Origin of the sequence: Sulfurovum sp. (genome assembly GCF_049668085.1) — a bacterium.
Lineage (GTDB): Bacteria > Campylobacterota > Campylobacteria > Campylobacterales > Sulfurovaceae > Sulfurovum.
The window spans coordinates 39,393-63,282 of sequence record NZ_JBATIY010000079.1; the positions used below are offsets into that span (position 1 = coordinate 39,393).

Sequence of the window (23,890 nt, forward strand, 5' to 3'; positions counted from 1 at the left end):
GTAGCCTACTTTCTAAAATGTATCAACTTAAACCTATCTCCCATCATAGTAGGAGAAATGAGTGTTTTCACCTTGTCAGCTTCACTTACATATCTTGACTGAGTCGTCTGCTTGGAAAAAAGTTCAAGAATATCAATGAGTCCAAAACGTATTAAAGCTCGTGCTTGTGTCTCATAGAACATTTCTTCAAAACCTGCTGCTACAAAAGCTTCACAGACATGTCCAAAATTTACATCATAGGTAATATCATCTTGTTTATAGGATTCAGATAAAGTAAGTGCTTCATCAAACAGAGGAAAGGTTTCATGTGATCTATAGACACGTATAGAGAAATCATTTCGCACATACTTCTCACCATAATCAAAAGAGACAAAATCACATTTTTCTATACCACGTGCCATCTTTTCTGCAAGATCTTCATAGCCTACCGCTATCTCACCTTGTGTTAAATAGTGTTTTTTAGCCCATGACAACATCTCTACTGGTGCACCTACCCACTCTATCCTATGTTCATTTACTTCAGCGATCTTTTCATCTTTAAAAAGCTCACAAGGGAATGCATCAAAAATCTCATTAGCCACGACAAAAGCATAGGCTGTTTCAACTTCTGAAATGTCATTAAAATGTGTGATCTGTACATCATCTCCAAAACGCTCTTGTATATAAGCTAACTGTGCTTTTTGTACTTCAGGTTGACGTTCCACAATACCAAACTTTAGTGTACTCACTAGAGTAGGATCACATGTATAGAGCCACTGTATCATATCGCATATCAAGTATCCCTGGTGTGCACCTATCTCTATAAGCCAACCATTTCTATCTGCTTTCCCTTCTTTCAGAAGAGAATAGAAATAATTGGCAATACTTGCACCAAAGAAACTACTCGTACTCACTGCCGTATAAAAATCCCCTGATTTTCCTATAGCCTTAAAATTTTTATAGTACCCATCTTCACCGTACAGCCACTCATTCATGTAGCTGCTAAATTGCATTCTCTACCCGTACATAAAGTTTCAATAACTGTATTTGTTTATCGATCTTGAATATCTTTTGGTCTAACTTTCTGATCTGCAGAGAGTTATTCATAATATCTGCATCGAAAGAGGTCTTTTCCCCTGCCTCAGCAAGATTCTTGGTTAGACGATAAAGGCTTTTATAAACTTTTTCATCTTTCTGTGCTAAGTTAATCTTTTTATCTAAGATACCTAAACTATTTTGTATCCAGTTATACTCTTCCACTACCGTATCTTTTCGATCAAGTACTTCTACAGCTGCTCTTAATTTTTCAACTTTACTGGCTTCAATATCAGAAAAAGAGTTAATGTCCAATGGCATTGAAATGCTAAACCCATAATTATAGTACTGATCTTTCAAGCCCGAGGGTTGAAATAGTGGAGCATCGCCACCTAAACCTGTATATTGTCCTTGAAGAGAGACCGTAGGAAGATATTTGGCCCAGGTCACCTTTTGATTGTAGTCTGACTGTTCTGCACGTAGTCTGTCTCTTTTAAGCTCCAGGTTGTCTGAACTATAGTTTGTCTTGCTCATCAGTTTTAAGTTAGGAAGTCGCAGTGCGTTTGGATCTTTATCACTTAAAAGTGCAAATCGCTGTTTTAGCTCCATAAGTGTGAGCTCCAATTGAAGTAATGCCGTTTCATCCTGACTCTTCTTTAAAATAGCTTGATCCAAGAAACTACTGTCCAACAAACCTGATTCATAACTGTCACGTTTTTGGCGTATATCAATGATGTCGTTTTTGATCTGATATTTCAACTTTTCCTGTTCAAGTTTTGTCTTTTTCAAGTTAAAAAGTATAGAGATTGCATCACCTATCATCGTACGTTTCTGTAGTTTTAACTCTGCTATATTAGCATCACGGAATGCCTGAGAATATTTGATACCATAATAGATGCCACCAGATCTGAAGATAGGCTGATCTACAATGACAGAGTATCTTCCAGTCTCTCTAGTAACATCCTGAATCTGAGTAGAGTAATCTCTACTATATTGTAAAATCACAGGATTCATCCAACTCTTAGAAAGTATATCACTCTCAAGTTCATTACTTTGGAACTGATAATCAAAGAGTAACTCTTTATTATCTGAAAGTATATCACCCAACTCATCTGCATATAAAGCAGATGATGCCAATAGACTACAAAGAAGAAATAGCTTTTTCAAAACGTTTAAACCCTTCATCAATTTCATTTTTACTGATCGTAATACTAGGTAGAAAACGGACTGTATTACGTCCCGCTTTCAATACAACAACACCTTCATTCATACAATTTTTGATCACAGCAGCTTGAATATCCGCACTCTTGGCACGAAGTCCACGCATCAATCCAAGCCCTACTTCTTTTTCAAATAAACTTTCATATTTCACAACCAACTCTTGTAGTTTTTGGGAAAAATAAACCAAGGTTTCATCTATGGTTCCATTATCATATAAAGGATGCAACACATCTAAAACTGCTAGTCCTGCAGCAGTACTCAAATAATTACCGCCAAAAGTACTCCCATGATCACCTGCGACCAAAACATCTTTATGTTTTGTCATCACCGCACCAATGGGTACTCCACCGCCAAGTCCTTTGGCCAATGTGATAATATCCGGCTCGATCTCATACAAATTAGAAGCCAAAAATTCACCTGTACGGTACACACCCGTTTGTACCTCATCCACAATAAGCAAAATACCTTCAGATTTAAGATGTGCTGCCAATTTTTGTATCTCTTCTTTTTCAAAAGGCTGGACTCCACCCTCGCCTTGTACCAACTCTATGAGTACGGCTACAGTTTCATCATCTATGGCTTTATAGACATCAGCTATAGATTTTTCATAAGAAAATCCAGCCGGGTATGGTGAAAAGTTTGGCGTATGAAAACTCTCTTGCCCTGTGGCTTTCACAGTCGTGATTGTACGCCCATGGAATGAATGTTCCAGAGTAATCACCTTATAGCGTTTCTTTTCAAACCTTGTCTCTCCATATTTGCGTGCTATTTTAATAGCACCTTCATTCGCTTCTGCACCAGAATTCGCAAAAAATACTCCCATATCATATCCACTCAGTTCAACCATTTTTTTTGCCAATTTTACCTGAGGTTCTATTACCTGTAAATTAGAGATATGGATCATGTTTTTTGCCTGTTCACAGATCGCTGCAACAAGCTTCTCATTTCCATGTCCTATAGAATTTACGGCTATACCTGATGCAAAGTCTATATAATCTTTTCCTTTATCATCATAAAGTGTAGAACCCACACCATTTACAAAATTCGTATAGTCACGCGCATAGGTCTGCAATACATAATGTTTATCTTGTTCTTCTAAATTCATTTTTTGTCCATCTATCTTAGTCTTTACAGTATTATAGCGAAGTGTTATTTTATGATGATAAAATCTAATTGTTACCGATATCATTTTGTTGCCAAATAGCTCAAATTTCTAATTTAAGCTATTACATCAAGTATATAAATATTATATTTGTTATAATTACAACAATATAGTATTTTAGGAGACAAAATGTCAAAAAAGCTCATACTTCTTATTGGAGCACCAGGCTCAGGAAAAACAACAGATGGCAGTCATATTGCCAAAAACCATTCAGATATCACACACTACTCTACAGGTGACCTACTCAAGAGTGAGATAGAGAAAGGTAGTAAACTAGGAAAGATCAACAAGGCTTTCATCGATAAAGGTGAATTGGTCCCAACAGACATCGTCATTGATACGATTGTTGACGCAGTCAGAAATGCACCAACGGATATTATCTTGCTGGATGGTTTTCCAAGAAAAGAAAAACAAATGAAATTCTTTGCTGACTGTCTTAATAATATCGATGGTATAGAACTTAGCTCTGTTATTGAGATAAGAGTAAGTGAAGATGTAGCCAGAGAACGTGTATTAGGAAGTAGTGGATCCGAAAGTAAAGATCTGTTCAGTAATACTATGAGAATCTACCAAGAGACCATAGCAGAGATAGAAGAATTCTATAACCATGACAACCTCCTCAAAGTAATCGATGGAGAGAGAGATATGGATAGTGTCATAGAAGAGATTGATACTTTTCTTCAGCAACAAGTAGATCTTCTTCCTTCATGATAGTAGGAAGCATTTTGCTTCCTGACTACCATTTTACCCTATTTTTAAATTTTCATTCATATTAATTAACAAAGGATTCCACTGTGTCTAAAGAGAGTATTGTAGAGAGTCTTTTAGGTAAAACTACGCAAAAAAAGAAAAGTAGAATACCTGCTAGACTTGATTTCCTTCAAAGTGCTACAGGGTTGTTTCTCGCCATTTTCATGATATTTCATATGCTTTTTGTTTCCTCTATACTTATAAGTAAAGATTTTATGCTTTCTGTCACCAAGACATTTGAACTTAGTTTCATATTTGAAGGAGGAAGCAGTATTCCTGTATTCATAACCATCTTAGTTGTATTTATCATTTTTATATTTCATGCGTTTTTAGCAATGAGAAAGTTTCCCATATCCTATAGAGAGTTTCTTCGTCTAAAAACCCATTCTGATCTCATGAATCATGGAGATACAAAACTTTGGATCATTCAGGTCGGTACAGGGTTTGCTCTCTTCTTTTTGGGTTCAGTACATCTATATATTATGTTGACAAATCCAGGGAATATTGGTCCATATGCTTCTGCAGACAGAGTCTATAGTGACCTGATGTGGCCACTCTACATCATGCTGCTTGTAGCTGTTGAATTTCATGGTGCGATAGGTTTATATAGATTAAGCGTGAAGTGGGGATGGTTTGAGGGGGATGATCCTAAAAAGAGTCGAGCACGACTTAAAAAAGCAAAGTGGATATTAAGTGGTGTAATGTTGACACTGGGTGTTGCAACACTGATCGCTTATATGAAGATAGGTGCTGAACATCAGGCCAACTATGGAGAGAGATATACACCACAAGCAGAGGTACAACATGCGCATTAGATATACAGATGCATTGATCATTGGAGGAGGATTGGCAGGACTTCGTTCTGCTATTGCCACAAGTGAAAGAGGTTTAGATACGATCGTTTTAAGTTTAGTACCGGTGAAGAGATCTCACTCCGCAGCAGCACAAGGTGGTATGCAAGCAAGCCTTGGGAATAGTATTATGGGTGAAGGTGACAATGAAGATGTACACTTTAGCGATACAGTAAAAGGTAGCGACTGGGGTTGTGACCAGGAAGTGGCACGGATGTTCGTTAACACTGCACCCAAAGCGATCAGAGAACTGGCTGCATGGGGTGTGCCTTGGAACCGTATATCCAGAGGTGACAGACCTGTTGTCATCAATGCGGAACATACAACGATCACAGAAAAAGATGAAGCCCACGGTCTTATCAATGCCAGAGATTTTGGTGGGACAAAAAAGTGGCGTACTTGCTATACTGCAGATGCAACAGGTCACACCATGCTTTACGCTGTCACCAATGAAGCAATGAAAAGAGGTGTAGTGATCCAAGATAAAATGGAAGCTATCTCACTTATTACTAAAGATGACCAATGTTATGGGGCCATTGTACGAGACCTAAAACATGGTGGTCTTGTTGCGTATGTGGCAAAGGGTACGATGATCGCAACCGGTGGATACGGTCGCATCTATAAACAATCTACTAACGCAACTATATGTAAGGGTACAGGACATGCTATCGCCCTAGAAGCCGGTGCAGCACTGGGAAATATGGAAGCGGTGCAATTCCACCCGACGCCTATTGTTCCTTCTGGGATTTTATTGACAGAAGGGTGTCGAGGTGATGGTGGTGTACTTAGAGATAAAGATGGTTACAGATTTATGCCAGATTATGAACCTGAGAAGAAAGATCTCGCAAGTAGAGATGTCGTAAGCAGAAGAATGTTGGAACATATCAAAAAAGGGAAAGGTGTAAAATCTCCTTATGGAGACCATCTATGGCTTGATATCTCCATTTTAGGCAGAAAACATGTTGAAAAGAACCTTAGAGATGTTCAGGATATCAGTAAGACCTTTAACGGTATTGACCCTGCAGATGAGGGTGAAAAAGGTTGGATGCCGGTTCTACCGATGCAACACTATTCCATGGGCGGGATCAGAACTACACCAAAAGGTCAAAGTATCAATATTAAAGGACTCTTCTCTTGTGGTGAAGCTGCATGCTGGGATATGCATGGCTTTAACAGACTAGGAGGGAACTCAGTAAGTGAAACAGTTGTTGCCGGTATGATCGTAGGTAACTATTTTGCTGATTATTGTAAAGAGACTGAAATAATGATTGATACCAAAGTCGTTGAAGATGAACTCAAAAAACAAGATGATTATATTTTGGAGCTCTTAGCAAGAGATGGAGATGAAAAGATCTATGATATCAAAGATGAAATGCGAAACATTATGCAAGAAAAAGTGGGTATTTTTAGAAATGGTAAAGATCTCGAAGAAGCAGTAGAAGAGTTAAAAATATTACTGCAAAAAACAAAGAATATCACTGTTGCCAACAAGTGTCGATTATTAAACCCTGAACTCGAAGAGGCATACAAAGTACCTATGATGTTAAAAGTGGCTCTGTGTGTTGCTAAAGGTGCAAGAGACAGAAAAGAGAGTCGAGGTGCACACTATAGAGAAGATTATCTTAAAAGAGATGATGTAAATTGGCTCAATAAGACCCTAAGTTACTGGGAAAATAAAGAGGATCTAGAACCTACATTAAAATATGAAGCATTAGACATCAAGAAAATGGAAATGCCTCCTGCCTTTAGAGGTTATGGTAGAAAAGGATTTATCATGGAGAATCCATTGAGTGAACAAAGACAAAAGGAAATAGATAAGATCGTGGAAGAACACCAAGGTGACAGATACGAACTCCAAGAGAAACTGATGCCTTATGAACTGCAACAAGCATATAAACGAAAAAATGAAAGATTAGGAGATTAAGGATGAGTAGAGAGATAACCATCACGGCCTTAAAATACAATCCTTCTGATTGTAATTCCAAACCAAAGTTTGTTGAGTATAAACTAGAAGAGACCCCTGGAATGACCCTCTACATTGCTTTAACAAAGATCAAAGCAAGTATCGATCATGATCTGAGTTCAGATTTTGTATGTAGGGCTGGTATTTGTGGGGCTTGCGGTATGGTGATCAATGGAAAACCGAGATTGGCATGTAAAACATTAACCAGTGATTTCAAAGAGGGGAAAATAGAACTTTTACCCCTACCAACATTTAAACTCATCAAAGACCTCTCTGTCGATACGGGCTCATGGATGAAAAAGATGAGTATGCGTGTTAACTCCTGGATCGTTGCCAATGAAGAGACCGATATTTCCAAACTGGAAAAAAGAATAGAACCGGAGGTGGCTGAAGAGATCTTTGAACTGGATAGATGTATAGAGTGTGGTTTATGTGTAGCCAGTTGTTCTACGGCTATTATGAGAGAAGATTTTGTAGGCGCTGTAGGGCTGAATAGAGTTGCACGATTTTCTATCGATCCGCACGATGCAAGAACAGATGAGGACTTTTATGAACTCATCGGTGATGATGAAGGGATCTTTGGATGTATGAGCTTACTTGCCTGCGAAGACCACTGCCCTAAAGACCTACCACTCCAGAGTAAAATAGCCTATATGCGCCGAAAGATGGTAAAGATAGATTGATCTTTTTTCGATCTATCAGAGAATTTATACTCTCTCAATAGATATTTTAACCTCTTGATAGCATGCACTTTCACCCTCTTCACTGATAACCGAAGGGGTAAGAAAGTTTAGACCTACTGTATTACTGGTGATCAATGCGATGTCAGTTCTAAGGTCTTCAGAACACTTTACTTCAAAGAGATATTCACCATACTCAGAGCAGGCTTTAACTTTCTCACCATCTTTAAAACCAAGTACAGGGTTAAGTCTTATCCTGCTATCTCTTTTAAATTGTGTATTGATAGTCCCACGTGATTTGGGAGAGACTAACCAAAGCATCTCAGCTTCTGATTTGTTTTTACGCTGCTTACGGTACTTAGTGATGCGCTTGGTGTTGATAAAGTTATCACTATGATCTTTGATAAACTTAAACGCATCATCCCCATCCGCGCCAAAGCCTTCACTGTAAGGCACTGCCTCATATACAGGGCTGACCAGTTCACCATTCATTTCTTTACACTGTGAAAGCCAAGTATTGATGTAGTACTCCTCGCTTTCCAGTCCATTCAGTCCAAGTGTTTCAAACATAGCTTTCGTAAAATCATACTCACTGATGCCTACTTCACTATCGACCACTTTTTTCATCGGTGTAACATATTGGTGTCCATAACTGAGTCTCACATCTTCTTTTTCAAGGAAACTCTTTGCCGGGATCACGATACGAGCCATCTTTGAAGTCTCATTTTCATGCAGACCAAAGTAGATCAGATTATCTACTCCCTCCAACTCCTTTCTTACACGGTTACTGTCAGGCATACTCTCCGCTGGATTGCCTCCCTGTACCAGTACCGTATCGAAGTCAGAGAATGCCGTATCGACCTTAGAAACACGCTTGCAGCTAGTCTTGAACGGATTTTCAAAACCAAGTTTACTGTCTCCTAGATAGCTTACACCACACCCTTCACGACCAAACATTCCAAGGTTAGCTGCCAGTGAATCAATCGCATGAAGAGCATAAGAACCCGTAGTGTATTTCTGCACACCAACACCAATCAAGAAGACTACTTTTCTATTATATAAATAGTTCAGTAGTCTTCCAAGATCATCAAGATCTATTTCCATATCTTGGAGTATAGCTTTTGTATGGTGTTCTCTGCTAAAATCATAAAGATCTTCATACTCAGGAGCAAACTCATCCATACGCACTTTTACTTCACGATCCTCCATGAGGATGAGACGTGAAAGCATCAATGCCACATAATAGTCTGTACCAGGAGCGATCTGAAGAAACAGATCCGCCTTCTTGGCGATCTCTGTTCTAACAGGATCGATCACAACAAGTTTTTTTCCCTCCAGATACGGCATCATATGAGCGTTCGTCACTGTAACATTTCTACCCCATATAACAACCACTTCAGACTTCTCTATCTGTTCAAGAGGAAGTGTTTTATTGACACCTCTACCCTCTTCTATCCCTGCTGCACCTGCACCGTCACAGAGGCTTCCTTTGGTCAGTATTCCCCCTGTCTGTTCCATGAGAAGGTCACTCACCTCCTGCATCACACCTACATTGCCTGAACCTCTCCAAAGTAGGCTATTGTTAGCTTTAAGTATTGCAGCCGTTGCTGTCAATGCCTCCTCCATACTCACCTCTCTGCCATCCACTATTGGCTTGGTGATACGCGGGGTCTCATCCATATACTTGTTAAGTACAGCACAAAGTGCTCCGTTACCTGCAGGATGAGAAGCATCACCGCTGAGTTTCCCCTCCTCTACGTAGATACGACACGCATCATAGCAATCAAGTCCACAAGCTGTATAAATTATTTGATCTCTACTTTCAGCAGTTTAGAAAAGGACCCCTTTGGCGCAGTAATATAGATCTCTGCACGGTAAGAAGAGATAAACTTCTCATCTGCCACTCTCCATACTTTATCAACTTTATAGTCTGTTTTCTCACCATTAAGATACACAGTTTTTTGCTCTATCTGCTCCAACTCCGCAGGCTCTAAAAAAAGTACCAACTTTGCTCTGCTCGCATCTACCACTCTTGCTAAAGGTGAACCAGGAGTTACATAATCACCTTTGCGTACCATAATTTCATACAGATACATATCTTGAAGTACAATAGATTTTTTTTCAATACTGTCTTCAAGCTGAGCGATCTTATACTGCACATCCAAATACTGTGTTTTTGAAGAAGCAAAACTGTAAAATGCATTGTCTTTTTGGGTCGTGGAAGCTGTTTTCAACTTATCCATGCGTTGAAAATATGACTCTTGTCTTTTTAAAGTTTCATGAAGAATGAGAAGATTTTCATTTGATGTTTTCAAGTTCATTTTATCTAAACGATCGTCCAAATAAATAACACGTTTCTGATCTACTACACTCCCTTCAGCGTCGAGATCTACATCCATTACCAAAGCACTGACTGCAGACTTTAGGATCACAGATTCATAAGGCTCTACTTTGGCATAGTGTACTTTTGCAAATAGGAAAAGTGGCGTAAATAATAACAGAAGAATTTTCATTAATAATCTCTTTTTTGAATGATTATAGCAAAATAGAATTAAGTGCTAAATGTTGAATCACAATAAGTACAAAGAATATGAGTATTTCACCGGCCACTACTTACAGTTAACTGTAAAATCAATCAAATTATATTAGGGATTATATAAAAATTATAGTACACTAATTAATACATTTTTTGAATATGCTAAATAAAGAACCTAAGAGAGACCTATGCGTAAAAATAAACACTCCAATCCGATAAAGCCTTTTATCTATCTTTTTCTATTCCTTGTTTTTCTTTACCCTAATAGTATTATTGCTAATGTCCATGATCACAATGATTCCATCATCACACTACCTATACAGGCTGATCTAAGTGTCTTGGAAAAACACCTTAATAAATATATCAAAAATGATCTAGCCGACTTAGATGAGCGCGATAAGGTCTGTGTGAGACCACAACATATGAAGGTACCAACTTTTCCAAAATGCAGGATGAAAGGTTTTAAACTATCTTGCAAAGATTGGACAACTGATCTAAGAACAACCCCAAAAATAAAATGTGATGTAAAAGGCTGGATAAAAAGAAATGGGCGTATCTTGGTATCTGGTAAAGGATCGACATTAACTTTTGCATTTCCAATTAAGGCACAAGCATCTGCGGATGGATATCTCTATGGTACAGCAAGAGCCGCAGCTGTCCTATATCTAGATGCCACACTACGTTTTAACAAGGACTGGACAATTTCTGTTGACATTGCACACGATTTTACCTGGTCAAGTGAACCCAATTTAAAATTGTTTGATCTCATAAAGATCAACATTAAAAAAGTCATAGAACCTAAACTTCGAAAAAGGATGGATAAATTTGCGAAGAGAGTACCGGAACTTCTTGCAAAACTTGATATAAAAGGGAAGATGAGCGAAGAGTGGGAAGACATTCAAGAACCTTTCAAAATAGATGATGATAGAGAAACATATCTACTGTTCAGACCTGAAATTGCCGCTTGTTCTCAAATTGATATCGTTGACCAAGTGCTTAAAAGTACTATAAGTGCAAAAGGTAAAACACAGATTTTTCTAGGTAAACCTCCTGTAGATTACAACAAAACTGAACTTACAGATCTTGAATTGATCTGTTACCAAAAAGGAATATTTAATTTTGATCTGCCTGTCGTGGTTACATATGATGAGCTATTAGCCAGAACAAACAAAAAACATCCAAATGGATATATCATTGATATGCGTCAAAGTGCTATGCCAGGGATTTTAAGGATCACTAACCCAAAGATAAAAAAAGGCAGTGAAGGGAAAATAGAGATGAGCGCAGAGGTGAGTTACGATAATAGAGATGAATGGTTGAGAAGTATTGATAAATTCAATTGGTTTGATGTAAAAGGAGAAATAACTTTCACTGGTTTACCAAAAATCGACACAAAGACATCAAGCCTCGTTTTTGACGAAATGGAATATGATTCCAATACAAACAGTGATCTTTTTGATCTATTGGTCGACGCAACGGATCTTGGACCAATACAATATTATTTTGAAAGCATCGTACAATATGATTATAGTAAAAGAATTGATAAGGCTGTCAAGAAAGCGAACAAAGCACTAAATAGCGTCTATCATGGTGATCTCAATGTTACTGGACGTTTAGAAGAAGCTACAATAGAAGAGATTCTAGTGAACGAAGAAGGTGTTAACTTCAATACACACCTCTCCGGTATATTGGATGTAAATGCCAAATTATAAATCGTAAAGAAAATTTAGTAATTTAAAAAATAAAATATATAATTATCATAGGTGCAACTTCAAGTTGTGCCCTACTTCCGTATTTATAAAACCTCCTATGTAGAACATTTTATAAGGTTTTCGTCTAACTTCACAAATATTTACTCTTCTTTTCACACTCACTTCATACTTCTAAATTATCATATTATTTAGAAAATATTAAAGGTATGGGTATGAAAATAAAATATTTAAGATCATTCTTGATAGGAAGCACACTCTTATTAACACAAACACATGCTGATATGACAGAGCAGATATTGTCAGAGATCGCAAGCGGAGAAAGAAGTATACGACCGGAGATTCAATCGTTAAAAACTGTTCCCATTCCAGAACCTGCAGATTTAGATGTGTATGTAAAAAACAAGCAAAATGCCATTGCTTTAGGTAAAGCACTTTTTTGGGATATGCAATTAGGTAGTGATGGTGCTACCGCCTGTGCTTCATGTCACTTTAATGCAGGTGCTGACAGCCGTGCTAAAAACCAGATTAACCCTGGTTTTGCACATGCAAACCAAGATGGAACTTCTAATTCAAGTAATGTATTTGATGAAGATCAGGGACCAAACTATCACTTAAGTGTCTCGGACTTTCCTCGTCATGTAAAATCAGATCCAAATTTATTTATCTCAAACGTATTACGTGATACAGATGATGTATTGGGTTCCCAAGGAGTACATTACTCTTTATTCACTGAGGCTGGAGAAGGAGACCTTTTAGCTGATCCAGATGGTTTTGAAGTCGCTGGCACAAATACCAGACGTGTGCAGGCAAGAAATTCACCTACAGTCATTAATGCTGTGTTTAATCACCGACAATTTTGGGATGGACGTGCAAGCAATATCTTTAATGGTAAAAATACACATGGAGATGCGGATGTAGATGCTCTTGTCTATAAAGTAATTGATGGAAAAGCAACAGGTATAAATATCAGTATTGATAATGCATCTTTGGCATCACAAGCTACAGACCCAATTACAAGTAATATCGAGATGTCAGCAGACGGTAGGACATGGTCGGATGTAGGAGTAGAGATCCTATTTAATGATACAGATAGCGGTCAGGGAAGAAACCAAGGAATTGGTGAAGTGACTCGTGAGATTTTAGCTGCAAAACCTTTGGCTAATCAAAAAGTTTCTCCTACAGACAGTGTCTTGGGAGAGCTTGTAGACTCAAATGGTACAGGATTAAATGTAACAAGTTATGATGCCATGATCAGAGCTGCTTTTCAGCCTGAATGGTGGAGTTCAAATGAGACCATTACATTAGAAGACAATACCACACATACACAAATGGAGTTGAACTTCTCACTCTACTTTGGTTTAGCCGTTCAACTGTATGAAGCAACACTTGTTTCAGATAACACACGTGTTGACCAATACTTAGAGGGCGATACTTCAGCATTGACTGAGCAAGAGATCGTCGGTTTCCATTTAGCTGATGCTGAAGGACGTTGTCTGAACTGTCATGGCGGTAGTGAACTTACTTTTGCTTCTGTAAGCCGTATCAACGAACAGGGTCTCACACGTAACAGGAAAGGTGACCTCATTGATGAAGGTTTTAACAACATCGGTGTACGTCCTACCTTGGATGACCTTGGTGTCGGTGGGATTGACCCTTTTGGAAATGCATTGGGTTATGCACGTCAAACACAGTTGGGATTATACGACAACCCTAACATTGATGACACTGAAGAAATGACTGCCGACCTTGGAAATGATGGTGCATTTAAGATTCCACCATTAAGAAATATTGCATTGACTGCACCATATTTTCATAATGGTGGAGAAAGTACACTTGAAGATGTGATAGATTTTTACTTCCGTGGTGGTAACTTTAGGGAATTTGATGAAGGTTTATCACATCCTATCATTGGATACTCGGCAGATAGAATGGAAGAATCACCAATCACTGGTTTGGGTATCTTAACAGGTGAACTACTTGACTCAGGTCCAGGACTTGATGATGCTGATAAAGCAAGTCTTGTAGCATTTTTAAAAGCGTTGACTGACGAGCGTGTTTTATACCGTAAGGCACCGTTTGATCATCCTCAACTATTTGTACCTGCAGGACATGTTGGAGACAATACAGCTGTTGAAATGGATGAAAATGGACAGGCAAAAGATATTTTAATTGAAATTCCAGCAGTTGGTGCAGAAGGTGGAGATCCTCTTCCAACATTCTATAAAAATTTAGCACCTGCAACTGATACAGCTATGGTGGATGAAGACCCCTCTATAACAGAAAATGTTAGTACTAGCGGAGGCGGAGGTGGTTGTACATACGATCCTAACAGTAAGCACTTTGATATGTCATTCTTGTTTATCTTGGCACTAGGACTGCTTTATCCATTTAGACGAAGAATTCAATCATAAAACCTTTATTTATTCCTTCCATCTCTTTAGGGATGGAAGCTTTGCATCAATATCTACATGATCTCTAGCATATAAAACATTTCATTTAACTCAACGAATATTGCAACAGTAAACTATTTGCAGTATAATCAAAAAAACAGATAATGCTTTACTTCAAAAGTATAAAAGGATAAACGATGAAGAAATTAATAATCATAACACTGTTAGCATCAGGGGCATTTGCCGCTGATTTTTCACAGATGAGCATGGATGAGATGATTAATATGCGAGGGACTGTTCCTGCAGCAGACCGTCCTGCTTTTCAAGAAGAGATGCAAAAAAGAATGCAGAGTATGACTCCGGAAGAACGACAAAAGTATAAAGGTATGAGAGGACAAGGTCAAGGAATGGGACAAAACTGTATGAAGAATCAACCTAGCTTTTCTGAGTATGATCTTAATAATGACGGCAAGATAACGCAAAGTGAATTGGAAGAAGCACGAGCAAAACGTATGAACCAGAAGGCTAAAGAAGGAAAAATGCTTAGAAATGCAGGAAATGCCCCTGCATTTTCCACGATGGATAAAAATAACGATGGCATATTAAACCAGGAAGAATTCCGTTTACATCAAACAGAGCAGATGAATAAGTGCAACACAAGAAACTGTGCAAATGGTAATTGTCAAAGCCCAGGTACAAGAGAAGGGAAAAATGCAGGAAACAAGCCTGTATTTTCAGATATTGATACCAATAATGATGGAAGCATAAGCCAAGAAGAGTTCCGCTTACACCAAAGCCAGAGAATGAACATGCAAAATAATTAAGATTGTGTAAACAATTGTTCAGCCCAAGGCATAAGGGTTGACAAAATAAGTCAATAGATCTATATAGTTGAAATAAGGTGGTAGCTATGAAAAGATGGCGTTTAGATTTTAGAATTTGGCACTGGATACATGCAGCAGTCGTTCTAGGATTGCTTGGAACTGTATTTTTGAGAAAAACATTTTTAAGCTGGAGAACAAACAGCGAACTCTTGACACAGAAACTCTTTGAGATCAATCTGGAAATTACAGCAGAACAGGCAAAAGTACTTGCTAAGGCGATACGTGCCCCCATGTGGGAATGGCATATCATCCTTGGATATGCTTTAGCTGCTCTGTTGCTATGGAGAGCCATCCTCTTCTTTACCCAAAGCGGAAAACAAAACTACCAAAATCTCAAAGAAGAAAACGTTTATAAAAAGATAGTAAAGTTAGGCTATATTGTGATCTATGGGGTTCTTGTCTTTATGGCTGTAAGTGGGTTGATGATCCATTTTTATGAAGCACTTGGTCTTACCAAAGATGTAGCACATGACATCAAAGAGATTCATGAACTTGTTTTTAATGCTATTCTTATATTTGTACCTCTGCATATCATCGGTGTTTTTATAGCAGAAAATCAAGATGAAAAAGGGATTATCTCAGATATGGTTAATGGAGGAGATGAGAAGTAGTTCAATTGAAGGTATGTTATCAATACCTTCAACGCGCTCTATTTGTTGCATATAAAATATATCATTAGCATAATATTCTATTTTAGTGGCGACCCCCACCCCCACTTCTTTGTCCTCCCATTGAACCTGTATTTGGTCTACTTGGGCTGGTACCCTTATATTGATGTTGATTTTGGTATTTGTATTGATGTTTGTTACCGCTACCACTACCATCTTTTAATCTTTTTTGTTCTTGTTGTTTAAGTTTCTGTTCCATTCTGAGGTGTTCTTGAAGGCTATCCTCAACTGCAAATAGTGAAGGTGAAGCTAGAAGTGCCACGGCACTTAAGGTTAATAATGTTCTTTTCATGTTAGATCCTTAAATTATAAATATTATTTTTACATTAAAAGTATAGAAAAAAAGTGTGAAGCGTCCATGAAGATTGTAAGACATGAAATAAGTTAGTCACCATTAATGAAAGTTCTTCTTCTCTTTATCATTGTTAATAATAGGTTTATGTTGGTGTATTTATATTTAGAGGGAAGGCAACTTTATGTTTTGGACAATTTAAAGGAGTACACCCAAAAGGAAGTTTAGGGAGGGTGACACATTAAATTAAAAAAAGTTACCTAGAAAGCCAAACTATGAAAAAGGGATAATGTTATATAGCTTTCATGTTGTTAGTATATTCTGATTGTATGAATTTAGTGTGAAGCTAGATATAGTTGTTTTTCTGGGAGAAAAGAGAAAAAGGCATATCCTAGATTGAAGGATATGCCTTGGGAAGAGAATGTCTTAGCTATTAATAAAATGTCATCAATAGGTGCGGAGAAGATTCAGGGATATTTACACCAGCATCATCATACTCTGCCATGTGGTGTGCTGATGCACTTGATGCTAAACCGATCGCTAATAAAACTATAGTTGTTAATTTTTTCATAGTAATCCTTCTTTATCTTATCCAAATACCGTAAGGTGACCTGAACTATCTGACATATTTCCACCCGCTGTATCTGATGGTGATGGGTGATGTGCTATAGCGCTTGATGCCAAACCGATTGTTAAAAGTAGTATTGTCGTTAATTTTTTCATATAAAATCCTTTTTATTTAAATATCCATCTGATCTTAAGATCAGAACCGTGTTTTTGAATTACAATATGAAGTATAAACTAGAAGTGTGAAAGTAGTGTGAAAAGAAAACCTTATAAAGTTATATATTTTTTAAGGTTTTTTACTTATTAGAGACATCATAAATCTTAAAATATATAGGGCAAACCCAAAAGTGCGATGAATAGCACTGGTAAAGTAATCGATAGTCCTACTTTCAAGTGCCCCCTATACTTCTTTGTACAAAAACATGTAGATAATGAAGGGGTACTAGTGAACCTGTGGAGTCTCTGAAAACCAAAATTAGATTCTGGTATATATTTCCACAGACAAGTACTTCAATTTCTACATATCCTACTTGATCGTTCCTAATATCCATGAGAGCATGATGATAGCATATATTATTCAGGAGAAAGCTAAGTACTGCAGCAAGGAATCCTATACCTATGATGGCTATGACTACACATTAATTCATTAAGTCGAACTTCCATATAGAAGAAGCCCTACCAAGGTAATGATAATGACCATAAATAGCATCGATACCTCCCAGCGGGCCAAAGATGATTCTATCTGTCCTAACTTCGTAAAAAAAACTGTTTGAATGGAGTTGATTCGTAACTTACTATATTGCTGCAATAAAATATATTGTTGAGCAAAATCATTCAATTTTTTCAAATGATTTCGCAATACACTTAATACAGATTCAATCCATACAAGTATATCGCCTGCGGGAATTGGTTTTGCTGTCTGAAATATATGAATTCTGTATACCCCAACGCTAATAACAAGACTTAACAGAAGTGGCCATAGGCTTCCAAATATTTGGTTGCTCATGGAGTATTCAAATGAATAGACTGGTAACCAAGGAACTAAGATGATAATTAGCAGTAATGCCACCCATGGTAATACTAGACCAATCAACGGTTCAGCTCCATAGGGTTCAGCAGATGGACGTACTAGGTACAGCAGTCTTGCCATGAGTAGTGCCGTAGCTACTGCACTGCCTGACAATAAGAGTGGCAATAATGTATCCCAGGGAGCTGGTGCATACAAGGAATAACTTTTAACTAAATCCTTGGCGAGCATACCACTGGTCCACGGAGCACCTGCTATTGCCAAAGCAGGTAACCAAAGCCCCAACCATATCCAAACCCGGTGGATCTGCTGCTGGCTTCCGCAAAGACCTGCACCTAAGAACAGTGCTCCTTTGCTAAGACCATGATGAAGTGCATAAAATGCAATTCCTGTAAGCATGACAGGCCAAATTTCAGGCACTTGCATCCCTAAACCAATTGACATTGTAATGATTCCGACCTGACTGATACTTGAATAAGCTAGAACCGTTTTGGGATCGCGCTGTGTTAACCCTATGATTACACCGTAAAAAGCTGTAAAAAGTCCCAAAATGATCATAGCAGTCCCCCACTCCGGCAGAGGGGTTTCACCAAGTGGTAAAAACCGTATCCAACCAAGGATACCTGCTTTTATCATCGTACCGGAAAGTACAGCGCTTGCTGGTGCTGGTGCTACTGGATGTGCTAGCGGAAGCCATACATGCAGTCCAAAGACACCTGCTTTTAGACCAAATCCGGTCAAAATGAGGAATATGATCAAGTCATGGTTATGGTCTGTTATAATGCTCTCAATGATAGCTGGAAACATTGTACTCTCAGAAGCGTTGGTCGCCATTAGCAATGCTGAAAATAACATGACTTCACCAAGTATTACCAAAGAAATATACACCAATCCTGCCTTGAAACTGATAGTATCTTTTTTAAACACGATCAAACCGTAAGAAGCAAAGCTCATAAGTGTAAAACCAAAATAGAAACTGATTGGATCCTGTGCCAGTATCAAAATGAAATTTCCAGCCATAGCTAGTAAAAAATAACGATAAAAACGTACTTGCTCTTCTATACTCTTAAAATAACTTCTTGCATACACGCCTGATACACTCCACAAGAGTGTCGCTAACAACATAAATATTTTCCCAGTTTCATCTAGGGCATAAGTACCCCCAACAAGTAACCAAGGAAGTTGGACTTGTGTCACAGTAGTTGAAGCAATTATCACTGCTGCTAAACCAGGTAATGCAGCCCACGGTGTTAGGTAAAGTAGTTTGGAGTGAAGGTGTTTGAATGTTAACATAAACATTAGGAACAGTGGCCATATCACACTTATTAATAGTAGAAAATTCAATAAAGTTGTATGCATTTAATAAAACTCCCTACTTGCGATCAATTTAACCCACTCTAGCGGACTATAAGGTGATGAGGCTAAGAGGCCAAATATAAGTGCCAACAGTGCAGTAATTAATGGTGGTATCAATAGCATTAAAGAGGTCTCCCTTGAACCAAAATTATGTTCATGAGGCCATTTTTCCGGTACAGGTAAAAACCATGCACGATATAAAATTGGTAGGAAATAGCCTGCATTCAAGAGACTACTACCAATAAGGATTAAAATTACCCACTCTTGATCCGCCTGGAGTGCACCAAGACCGAGATACCATTTACTAATAAATCCAGCAATCGGTGGTACACCTATCATGCCAAGTGCACCGATCGTGAAAGCAGTCATTGTTAATGGCATACGCCGACCAACACCGTTCATTTCACTTACTTTGTGAATACCAAGCGTCTCTGCGAAATTACCTGCTGTGAAAAAAAGTGTAATTTTCATTACTCCTTGATGAACAAGATGCACCACTCCCCCTATTGTTGCGATTGGACCAACAATGGCTACACCCAATATAATGTAGGAAACTTGACTTACTGTCGAATATGCAAGTCTTCGTTTTAGGTCATCTTGATACAAAGCCATTACCGATCCATAGATGATAGTAATAGCCGCTAACACTGCTAATGGCTGAGTAAGCCCCATATGAGCTGCTTTCTCAACACCAAATACTTCGTAAACTACAAGAATAATACCAAATGCACCTGCCTTTACAACTGCTACGGCATGAAGTAGTGCACTCACAGGTGCAGGGGCAACCATAGCAAGTGGTAGCCATCCGTGTAGTGGAACAAGTGCAGCCTTAACTCCAAATCCAGTAATCAATAAGATGAAAATACTCACAAGGGCAAAATAATGCTCTTCATCTACATTTTCTATGAATCCCCGTGGTGTAAACTCTAATGTTCCTGTTAATGTGTAAAGCCATACAGTACCGAGTAATAGCAATGCACCCCCAAAAATTGTATACATCAGATAGCTTTGTCCAGCGAGTCTAGCTTCTTCTGTCCCTCGATGTACAATCAGGGGGTATGCAACCAAAGTCAACATTTCATAAAAGATTAAAAAAGTGATAAGATTGCCTGAAAAAGCTACTCCAAGAGTGGCAGTAATACACAGGCTAAAAAACCCAAAAAATCGGCTGCGGTGGGGTGAACCCTCCAAATAACCTATAGCGTAGACGGTTGTAAGAAGCCATAAGACGCTTGAGAGTGCTCCAAAGAACAAAGCTATTGGTCCAGCAAGCAGTACCAGGTCAATATTTGGCAGTAATGCAAAGCGTGTTTCGTAATGATGCCCTTGATAGACACCAATAAACATATAGACCACCAAAGCAAGTGTTGAAACAACACCGATAAGATTCAATGACGTACGTAAAATTTTTCTCTCTTCTGCCAATCCAAAAATCATAAGAGCAGGTAAAAATGAACTCATTATCATAAAAAGAGGAATTAAGTTGTCTGAAATCATAGTTGCTCTCCTTCCAGCTCAAATGGAGAGCCCAAATCGGTTATAGACAAAACGGAAGAAGAGAATAATCCTAAAAGGACTGCTGCTACTGCCAGTAACAGTGCTGACCATTCCATGTTCGCAGGAATTATTTTAGAATTATGAGGAGTTGACGATGGGGTAAAAAAATGACTGATGACTTTAAATATATATGCAGCAGATAATAAACTACCAACAAGAAGAATTATCACAACTCCCCATTGTTCTTGCCGTAATGCTGCTTCAAGAAGAAAGTACTTTCCGATAAAACCTCCACTTAGAGGCAATCCTATGATACTTATACCCGCTAGGGCGAATGCAGCTGTTGTAATGGGCAAACGTTGTGCTACTCGGTCAAGATGTATGATTTCGTCATGTCCACCAAAGCGTAATAAATTACCTACAACAAGGAACATGGCACTTTTTGCCAGAGCATGGGAAAAAGCCAAAAAAACAACTGCATTCCAAGCTATAGTGGCACCACTTATTGCTAATGAAAAAGCCAAAAAGAGGTAGCCTATCTGGGCTACGGTTGAATAGGCTACCAATAACTTCAGTCGTGTTTGTCTCAAAGCTTGAAAAGAACCCCATAAAATAGCCCCAGTTCCCAACAAACCAAAGATAGTTTCTACTGTACCGTCATTCAAAGGACCGAAGATAGTCAACCAAAGACGTATCAGGATATAGAAAGATGATTTAATGATCAATGCGGACAACAATGCACTAACCGGTGCAGGTGCACTGGAGTGAGCGGGGGGAAGCCAGAAGTGAAGTGGAAAAAGGGCCGTCTTGAGTAGCAATCCACCACTCATAAGTGCCAATGATACCCAGAGTATTGGTGTGGCCTGAGCATTTTGGGAGAGTGTAGCAATATCAAGACTTCCAAAACCGTGATATAATAGTCCTACTCCAAAGAGATAGAGTAACGAACCTAAAAGCGTTGCAAGAAGATATCTCATAGCTCCCAAAAAGGCTTTACGAGTGTTTCCCAAGGCGGTCAAGGAAACAGCTGCAAGACCAATTAACTCCAAAGCAACATAATAATTAAATATATCCGATGACAAAAATAGTGCATTTAATCCTGCAATGATCAAGAGCCAAAGTGGCCAAAAGCGTTTTGACTGATCTACAGAAAAATAACTAATAGCATATATACTGATACCTAAACCTACTAGAGCCGTCATGATGAGCATTATAAGGCTTAATCCGTCAGCATATAGATTAATACCTAATGGAGCATCCCATCCACCTATAGTATGAATATAGACGCCTTTTTCAATCATAGACCATGCTAGAAAAATAACTGAGATCAGTACAAAAGTTATTGTTAGAATCCCTATTCTATTGCCTTGTTTTAACCAGAGGAAACTAATAATTGCTCCACTCAAGGGAAATAAGATCAAAATTATAGCCCAGGGAAGAGTCGTAATAAACTGCACCATATTATTCATCCTCCTGGTCATGGAGATCAGTTTTACCCGTTATATCAACTACCCTTATTATGAGCACCAGTGCGAGTGCCGTAGCTGAGACAGCAACTACTATACCGGTAATCACCATGGCATGAGAAACAGGGTCTGGAGAGGAATGCCCACTTCGCATTGCAAGAGATATGAGTACTAAAAATACTCCACTGCCCATTATATTCAGTGCCAGGATTTTTCGTAACAAATGAGTATGAATTATCAAGGCATGAAGTCCGATAAAAAAAAGTCCGGTACCTGTCAAGGCATATATGAAAAGCATATTCATTGTTTAGATTTCTTTTTTGTATAAATACCATAGAACAGGAGGGACAACGTAAGCCCAATAGAAACAGTTGCCATACCCTCAAGTATAAAGATAATACTGCTTGCCTGAGAAAGAGGATACTTCAGTAATTCCCCCGTTGCAAATATACTATATATTGAAATACCAATAAACAACGTTACACTTATAATAAGAGCAAAATGAAGTGGAAAGCCTTTGAAATTTAAAAATGGCTGACGTCCAGATAACATCAGTAGAACCAAGCCTGCACCAAATACAGATCCAGCTTGAAATGCACCTCCTGGAGCATGGGCACCTACCCACAGCAGATAGATAGAAACCAATATTAAAAAAGGTACTAAAAGGTCAACTAGAGTATGAAGTACAGGGTTTTTAAAATCACTAATAGACTCTATAGGTACTTCTTGAATAGACCAAACACCTAACAGAGCGACTAGAAGTACTACCATCTCGAGAAAGGTATCGTAAACACGGAAATTGAGTAATACGGCCGTAACGGGATTACTCACACCGCTTATATCTATATTGTTATCCACCAATCCCTGAAGGTTTGTCGCGGACTCGGGTAAGGACAATACTGCATATCCCACTATTGAAGCAATTAAGGTCAGAAATATTATTAGCAGCAAACGGATTATCTTATCCTCACTTTTGTTTTTATTGGCAGTCAATTGTTTTTCCCTTCCTCGCATTTGCTATTGGCCGAAATATGTGAGGTTTGGTCAATATGAGTTGTTTTTTGTAACTTTGCTAATGCAGCCAGGAGTAGTGCACCAGTTAAACCAGCACCAATAGCTACTTCAGCTATCGCAACATCAATTGCATTTAAACGAATCCAGGAAATTGCCATGAGCAGTCCAAAAGTAATAAACAATACAATGGCTTTAAATAAATTAGTACTTGAGAGTGATTGCCATCCAACCCATAATAAAACCATGCATAATAAGCCATCAAAAATTTTAATCATGATTTCCATAAACGTATTCCTTTCTCTAATGCACTTTTAGCAACCAAATGTGCTACACTAGATCCCGAAAGAAGTACAAGTAACCATATCAATATTAATTTACCCACTACAACAAATGAATCTGCCTGTAGTGAAAGACCGAAAATGATAAAACCCAATCCGATATTGTCAGCTTTTGTTAATGCGTGCAGTCGTGTGTACACATCGGGAAAACGAAGAAGCCCCAAAGTTCCTGCCAAGAAGAAGAACGCACCAATCAATAGAAAAGGTAGTGATACATACTCAATCAGTGTCATGAATGTGTGTCTCCTTCAATTGGGATCGTCGCACGAAGGCTACTGCAGTAACAGCAGAGAGCAGAGCGAAAAGCAATGCTACATCACGTAGACTGGATTGATTTGATACTTCAGCTAAGACTATTAGCAGTGCTACTGCGATTGTACCAAACAATTGAGCTGCAAGCATAAGGTCAGCAGTAGTTGGGCCACGAAAAATGCGCCACATACCTGCAATAAGGTTAAGCATCAAAAACATTGCTAGTAAAAGTAAAACAGTATGCATATTC

At 38.4% G+C, this 23,890-nt stretch carries 24 protein-coding genes; 8 read left to right on the forward strand and 16 right to left on the reverse strand.

Features of this window, described 5'->3' with window-relative positions; translation table 11 throughout:
* Window positions 1-5: 5 nt before the first annotated feature.
* The 3 genes from WBM70_RS05005 to WBM70_RS05015 are packed head-to-tail and all read right to left on the reverse strand — an operon-like array spanning window position 6 to window position 3,340.
* The gene (locus WBM70_RS05005; protein WP_424557414.1) at window positions 6-992 is read right to left on the reverse strand and encodes an SAM-dependent methyltransferase; all 987 of its coding nucleotides are present in this window, start codon (window positions 990-992) and stop codon (window positions 6-8) included.
* Window positions 982-2,181 carry a TolC family protein gene (locus WBM70_RS05010; protein WP_424557415.1) on the reverse strand — a complete coding sequence of 400 codons (1,200 nt, stop codon included), beginning with the start codon at window positions 2,179-2,181 and terminating at the stop codon, window positions 982-984. Before WBM70_RS05010 ends, WBM70_RS05005 begins: the two co-directional genes overlap by 11 nt.
* Complete coding sequence (locus tag WBM70_RS05015) at window positions 2,156-3,340, reverse strand: aspartate aminotransferase family protein (protein ID WP_424557416.1); 1,185 nt, start codon at window positions 3,338-3,340, stop codon at window positions 2,156-2,158. Before WBM70_RS05015 ends, WBM70_RS05010 begins: the two co-directional genes overlap by 26 nt.
* 186 nt (window positions 3,341-3,526) lie before the next feature.
* Between WBM70_RS05015 and WBM70_RS05020 the strand changes: the two genes are divergently transcribed.
* From WBM70_RS05020 to WBM70_RS05035, 4 genes are all read left to right on the forward strand, one after another.
* The gene (locus tag WBM70_RS05020) at window positions 3,527-4,108 is read left to right on the forward strand and encodes an adenylate kinase (RefSeq protein ID WP_424557417.1); all 582 of its coding nucleotides are present in this window, start codon (window positions 3,527-3,529) and stop codon (window positions 4,106-4,108) included.
* Between the two features lie 83 nt (window positions 4,109-4,191).
* Window positions 4,192-4,962 (forward strand): fumarate reductase cytochrome b subunit, encoded by a 771-nt coding sequence (locus WBM70_RS05025; RefSeq protein ID WP_424557418.1) that lies wholly within the window; start codon window positions 4,192-4,194, stop codon window positions 4,960-4,962.
* The gene (locus WBM70_RS05030; protein WP_424557419.1) at window positions 4,952-6,922 is read left to right on the forward strand and encodes a fumarate reductase flavoprotein subunit; all 1,971 of its coding nucleotides are present in this window, start codon (window positions 4,952-4,954) and stop codon (window positions 6,920-6,922) included. Before WBM70_RS05025 ends, WBM70_RS05030 begins: the two co-directional genes overlap by 11 nt.
* Before the next feature lie 2 nt (window positions 6,923-6,924).
* A complete protein-coding gene (locus WBM70_RS05035; RefSeq protein ID WP_424557420.1) occupies window positions 6,925-7,644 on the forward strand; it encodes a fumarate reductase iron-sulfur subunit in 720 nt (239 codons plus the stop codon).
* A gap of 24 nt (window positions 7,645-7,668) precedes the next feature.
* On the opposite strand, the gene WBM70_RS05040 is transcribed toward WBM70_RS05035, so the two are convergent.
* Both WBM70_RS05040 and WBM70_RS05045 read right to left on the reverse strand, forming a co-directional pair.
* A complete protein-coding gene (locus WBM70_RS05040) occupies window positions 7,669-9,321 on the reverse strand; it encodes a molybdopterin-dependent oxidoreductase (RefSeq protein WP_424557421.1) in 1,653 nt (550 codons plus the stop codon).
* A gap of 125 nt (window positions 9,322-9,446) precedes the next feature.
* Complete coding sequence (locus WBM70_RS05045) at window positions 9,447-10,154, reverse strand: HlyD family efflux transporter periplasmic adaptor subunit (protein ID WP_424557422.1); 708 nt, start codon at window positions 10,152-10,154, stop codon at window positions 9,447-9,449.
* 211 nt (window positions 10,155-10,365) lie between these two features.
* Between WBM70_RS05045 and WBM70_RS05050 the strand changes: the two genes are divergently transcribed.
* From WBM70_RS05050 to WBM70_RS05065, 4 genes are all read left to right on the forward strand, one after another.
* Window positions 10,366-11,889, forward strand: a complete 1,524-nt coding sequence (locus WBM70_RS05050) for a DUF4403 family protein (RefSeq protein ID WP_424557423.1) — start codon at window positions 10,366-10,368, stop codon at window positions 11,887-11,889.
* A 212-nt stretch (window positions 11,890-12,101) separates the two neighbouring features.
* The gene (locus WBM70_RS05055; RefSeq protein ID WP_424557424.1) at window positions 12,102-14,300 is read left to right on the forward strand and encodes a cytochrome c peroxidase; all 2,199 of its coding nucleotides are present in this window, start codon (window positions 12,102-12,104) and stop codon (window positions 14,298-14,300) included.
* A 176-nt stretch (window positions 14,301-14,476) separates the two neighbouring features.
* Window positions 14,477-15,103, forward strand: a complete 627-nt coding sequence (locus WBM70_RS05060) for a DUF1104 domain-containing protein (protein ID WP_424557425.1) — start codon at window positions 14,477-14,479, stop codon at window positions 15,101-15,103.
* An 86-nt stretch (window positions 15,104-15,189) separates the two neighbouring features.
* The gene (locus WBM70_RS05065; protein ID WP_424557426.1) at window positions 15,190-15,774 is read left to right on the forward strand and encodes a cytochrome b/b6 domain-containing protein; all 585 of its coding nucleotides are present in this window, start codon (window positions 15,190-15,192) and stop codon (window positions 15,772-15,774) included.
* Window positions 15,775-15,856: 82 nt separating this feature from the next.
* Here the strand turns inward: WBM70_RS05065 and WBM70_RS05070 are convergent, their stop codons facing one another.
* From WBM70_RS05070 to WBM70_RS05120, 11 genes are all read right to left on the reverse strand, one after another.
* Window positions 15,857-16,123 carry a hypothetical protein gene (locus WBM70_RS05070; protein WP_424557427.1) on the reverse strand — a complete coding sequence of 89 codons (267 nt, stop codon included), beginning with the start codon at window positions 16,121-16,123 and terminating at the stop codon, window positions 15,857-15,859.
* 433 nt (window positions 16,124-16,556) lie between these two features.
* Window positions 16,557-16,694, reverse strand: a complete 138-nt coding sequence (locus tag WBM70_RS05075) for a hypothetical protein (protein ID WP_424557428.1) — start codon at window positions 16,692-16,694, stop codon at window positions 16,557-16,559.
* A gap of 17 nt (window positions 16,695-16,711) precedes the next feature.
* Window positions 16,712-16,846, reverse strand: a complete 135-nt coding sequence (locus WBM70_RS05080; protein WP_424557429.1) for a hypothetical protein — start codon at window positions 16,844-16,846, stop codon at window positions 16,712-16,714.
* Between the two features lie 490 nt (window positions 16,847-17,336).
* Window positions 17,337-19,010 carry a complex I subunit 5 family protein gene (locus WBM70_RS05085; protein WP_424557430.1) on the reverse strand — a complete coding sequence of 558 codons (1,674 nt, stop codon included), beginning with the start codon at window positions 19,008-19,010 and terminating at the stop codon, window positions 17,337-17,339.
* Between the two features lie 66 nt (window positions 19,011-19,076).
* Window positions 19,077-20,570 (reverse strand): complex I subunit 5 family protein, encoded by a 1,494-nt coding sequence (locus WBM70_RS05090; RefSeq protein WP_424557431.1) that lies wholly within the window; start codon window positions 20,568-20,570, stop codon window positions 19,077-19,079.
* Window positions 20,567-21,871, reverse strand: a complete 1,305-nt coding sequence (locus WBM70_RS05095) for a complex I subunit 5 family protein (RefSeq protein ID WP_424557432.1) — start codon at window positions 21,869-21,871, stop codon at window positions 20,567-20,569. The genes WBM70_RS05090 and WBM70_RS05095 overlap by 4 nt, the downstream gene beginning before the upstream one ends.
* Window positions 21,872-22,031: 160 nt before the next feature.
* The gene (locus WBM70_RS05100) at window positions 22,032-22,340 is read right to left on the reverse strand and encodes an NADH-quinone oxidoreductase subunit K (RefSeq protein WP_424557433.1); all 309 of its coding nucleotides are present in this window, start codon (window positions 22,338-22,340) and stop codon (window positions 22,032-22,034) included.
* On the reverse strand, window positions 22,337-22,987 hold the full coding sequence (locus WBM70_RS05105; protein ID WP_424557434.1) for an MnhB domain-containing protein: 651 nt from the start codon (window positions 22,985-22,987) through the stop codon (window positions 22,337-22,339). Before WBM70_RS05105 ends, WBM70_RS05100 begins: the two co-directional genes overlap by 4 nt.
* A gap of 38 nt (window positions 22,988-23,025) precedes the next feature.
* Window positions 23,026-23,334 (reverse strand): Na(+)/H(+) antiporter subunit B, encoded by a 309-nt coding sequence (locus tag WBM70_RS05110; RefSeq protein WP_424557435.1) that lies wholly within the window; start codon window positions 23,332-23,334, stop codon window positions 23,026-23,028.
* The gene (gene mnhG, locus WBM70_RS05115) at window positions 23,322-23,621 is read right to left on the reverse strand and encodes a monovalent cation/H(+) antiporter subunit G (protein ID WP_424557436.1); all 300 of its coding nucleotides are present in this window, start codon (window positions 23,619-23,621) and stop codon (window positions 23,322-23,324) included. The genes WBM70_RS05110 and mnhG overlap by 13 nt, the downstream gene beginning before the upstream one ends.
* Window positions 23,608-23,886, reverse strand: coding sequence for a monovalent cation/H+ antiporter complex subunit F (locus tag WBM70_RS05120; RefSeq protein WP_424557437.1), 279 nt, complete (start codon window positions 23,884-23,886; stop codon window positions 23,608-23,610). Before WBM70_RS05120 ends, mnhG begins: the two co-directional genes overlap by 14 nt.
* Between the last annotated feature and the right edge of the window lie 4 nt (window positions 23,887-23,890).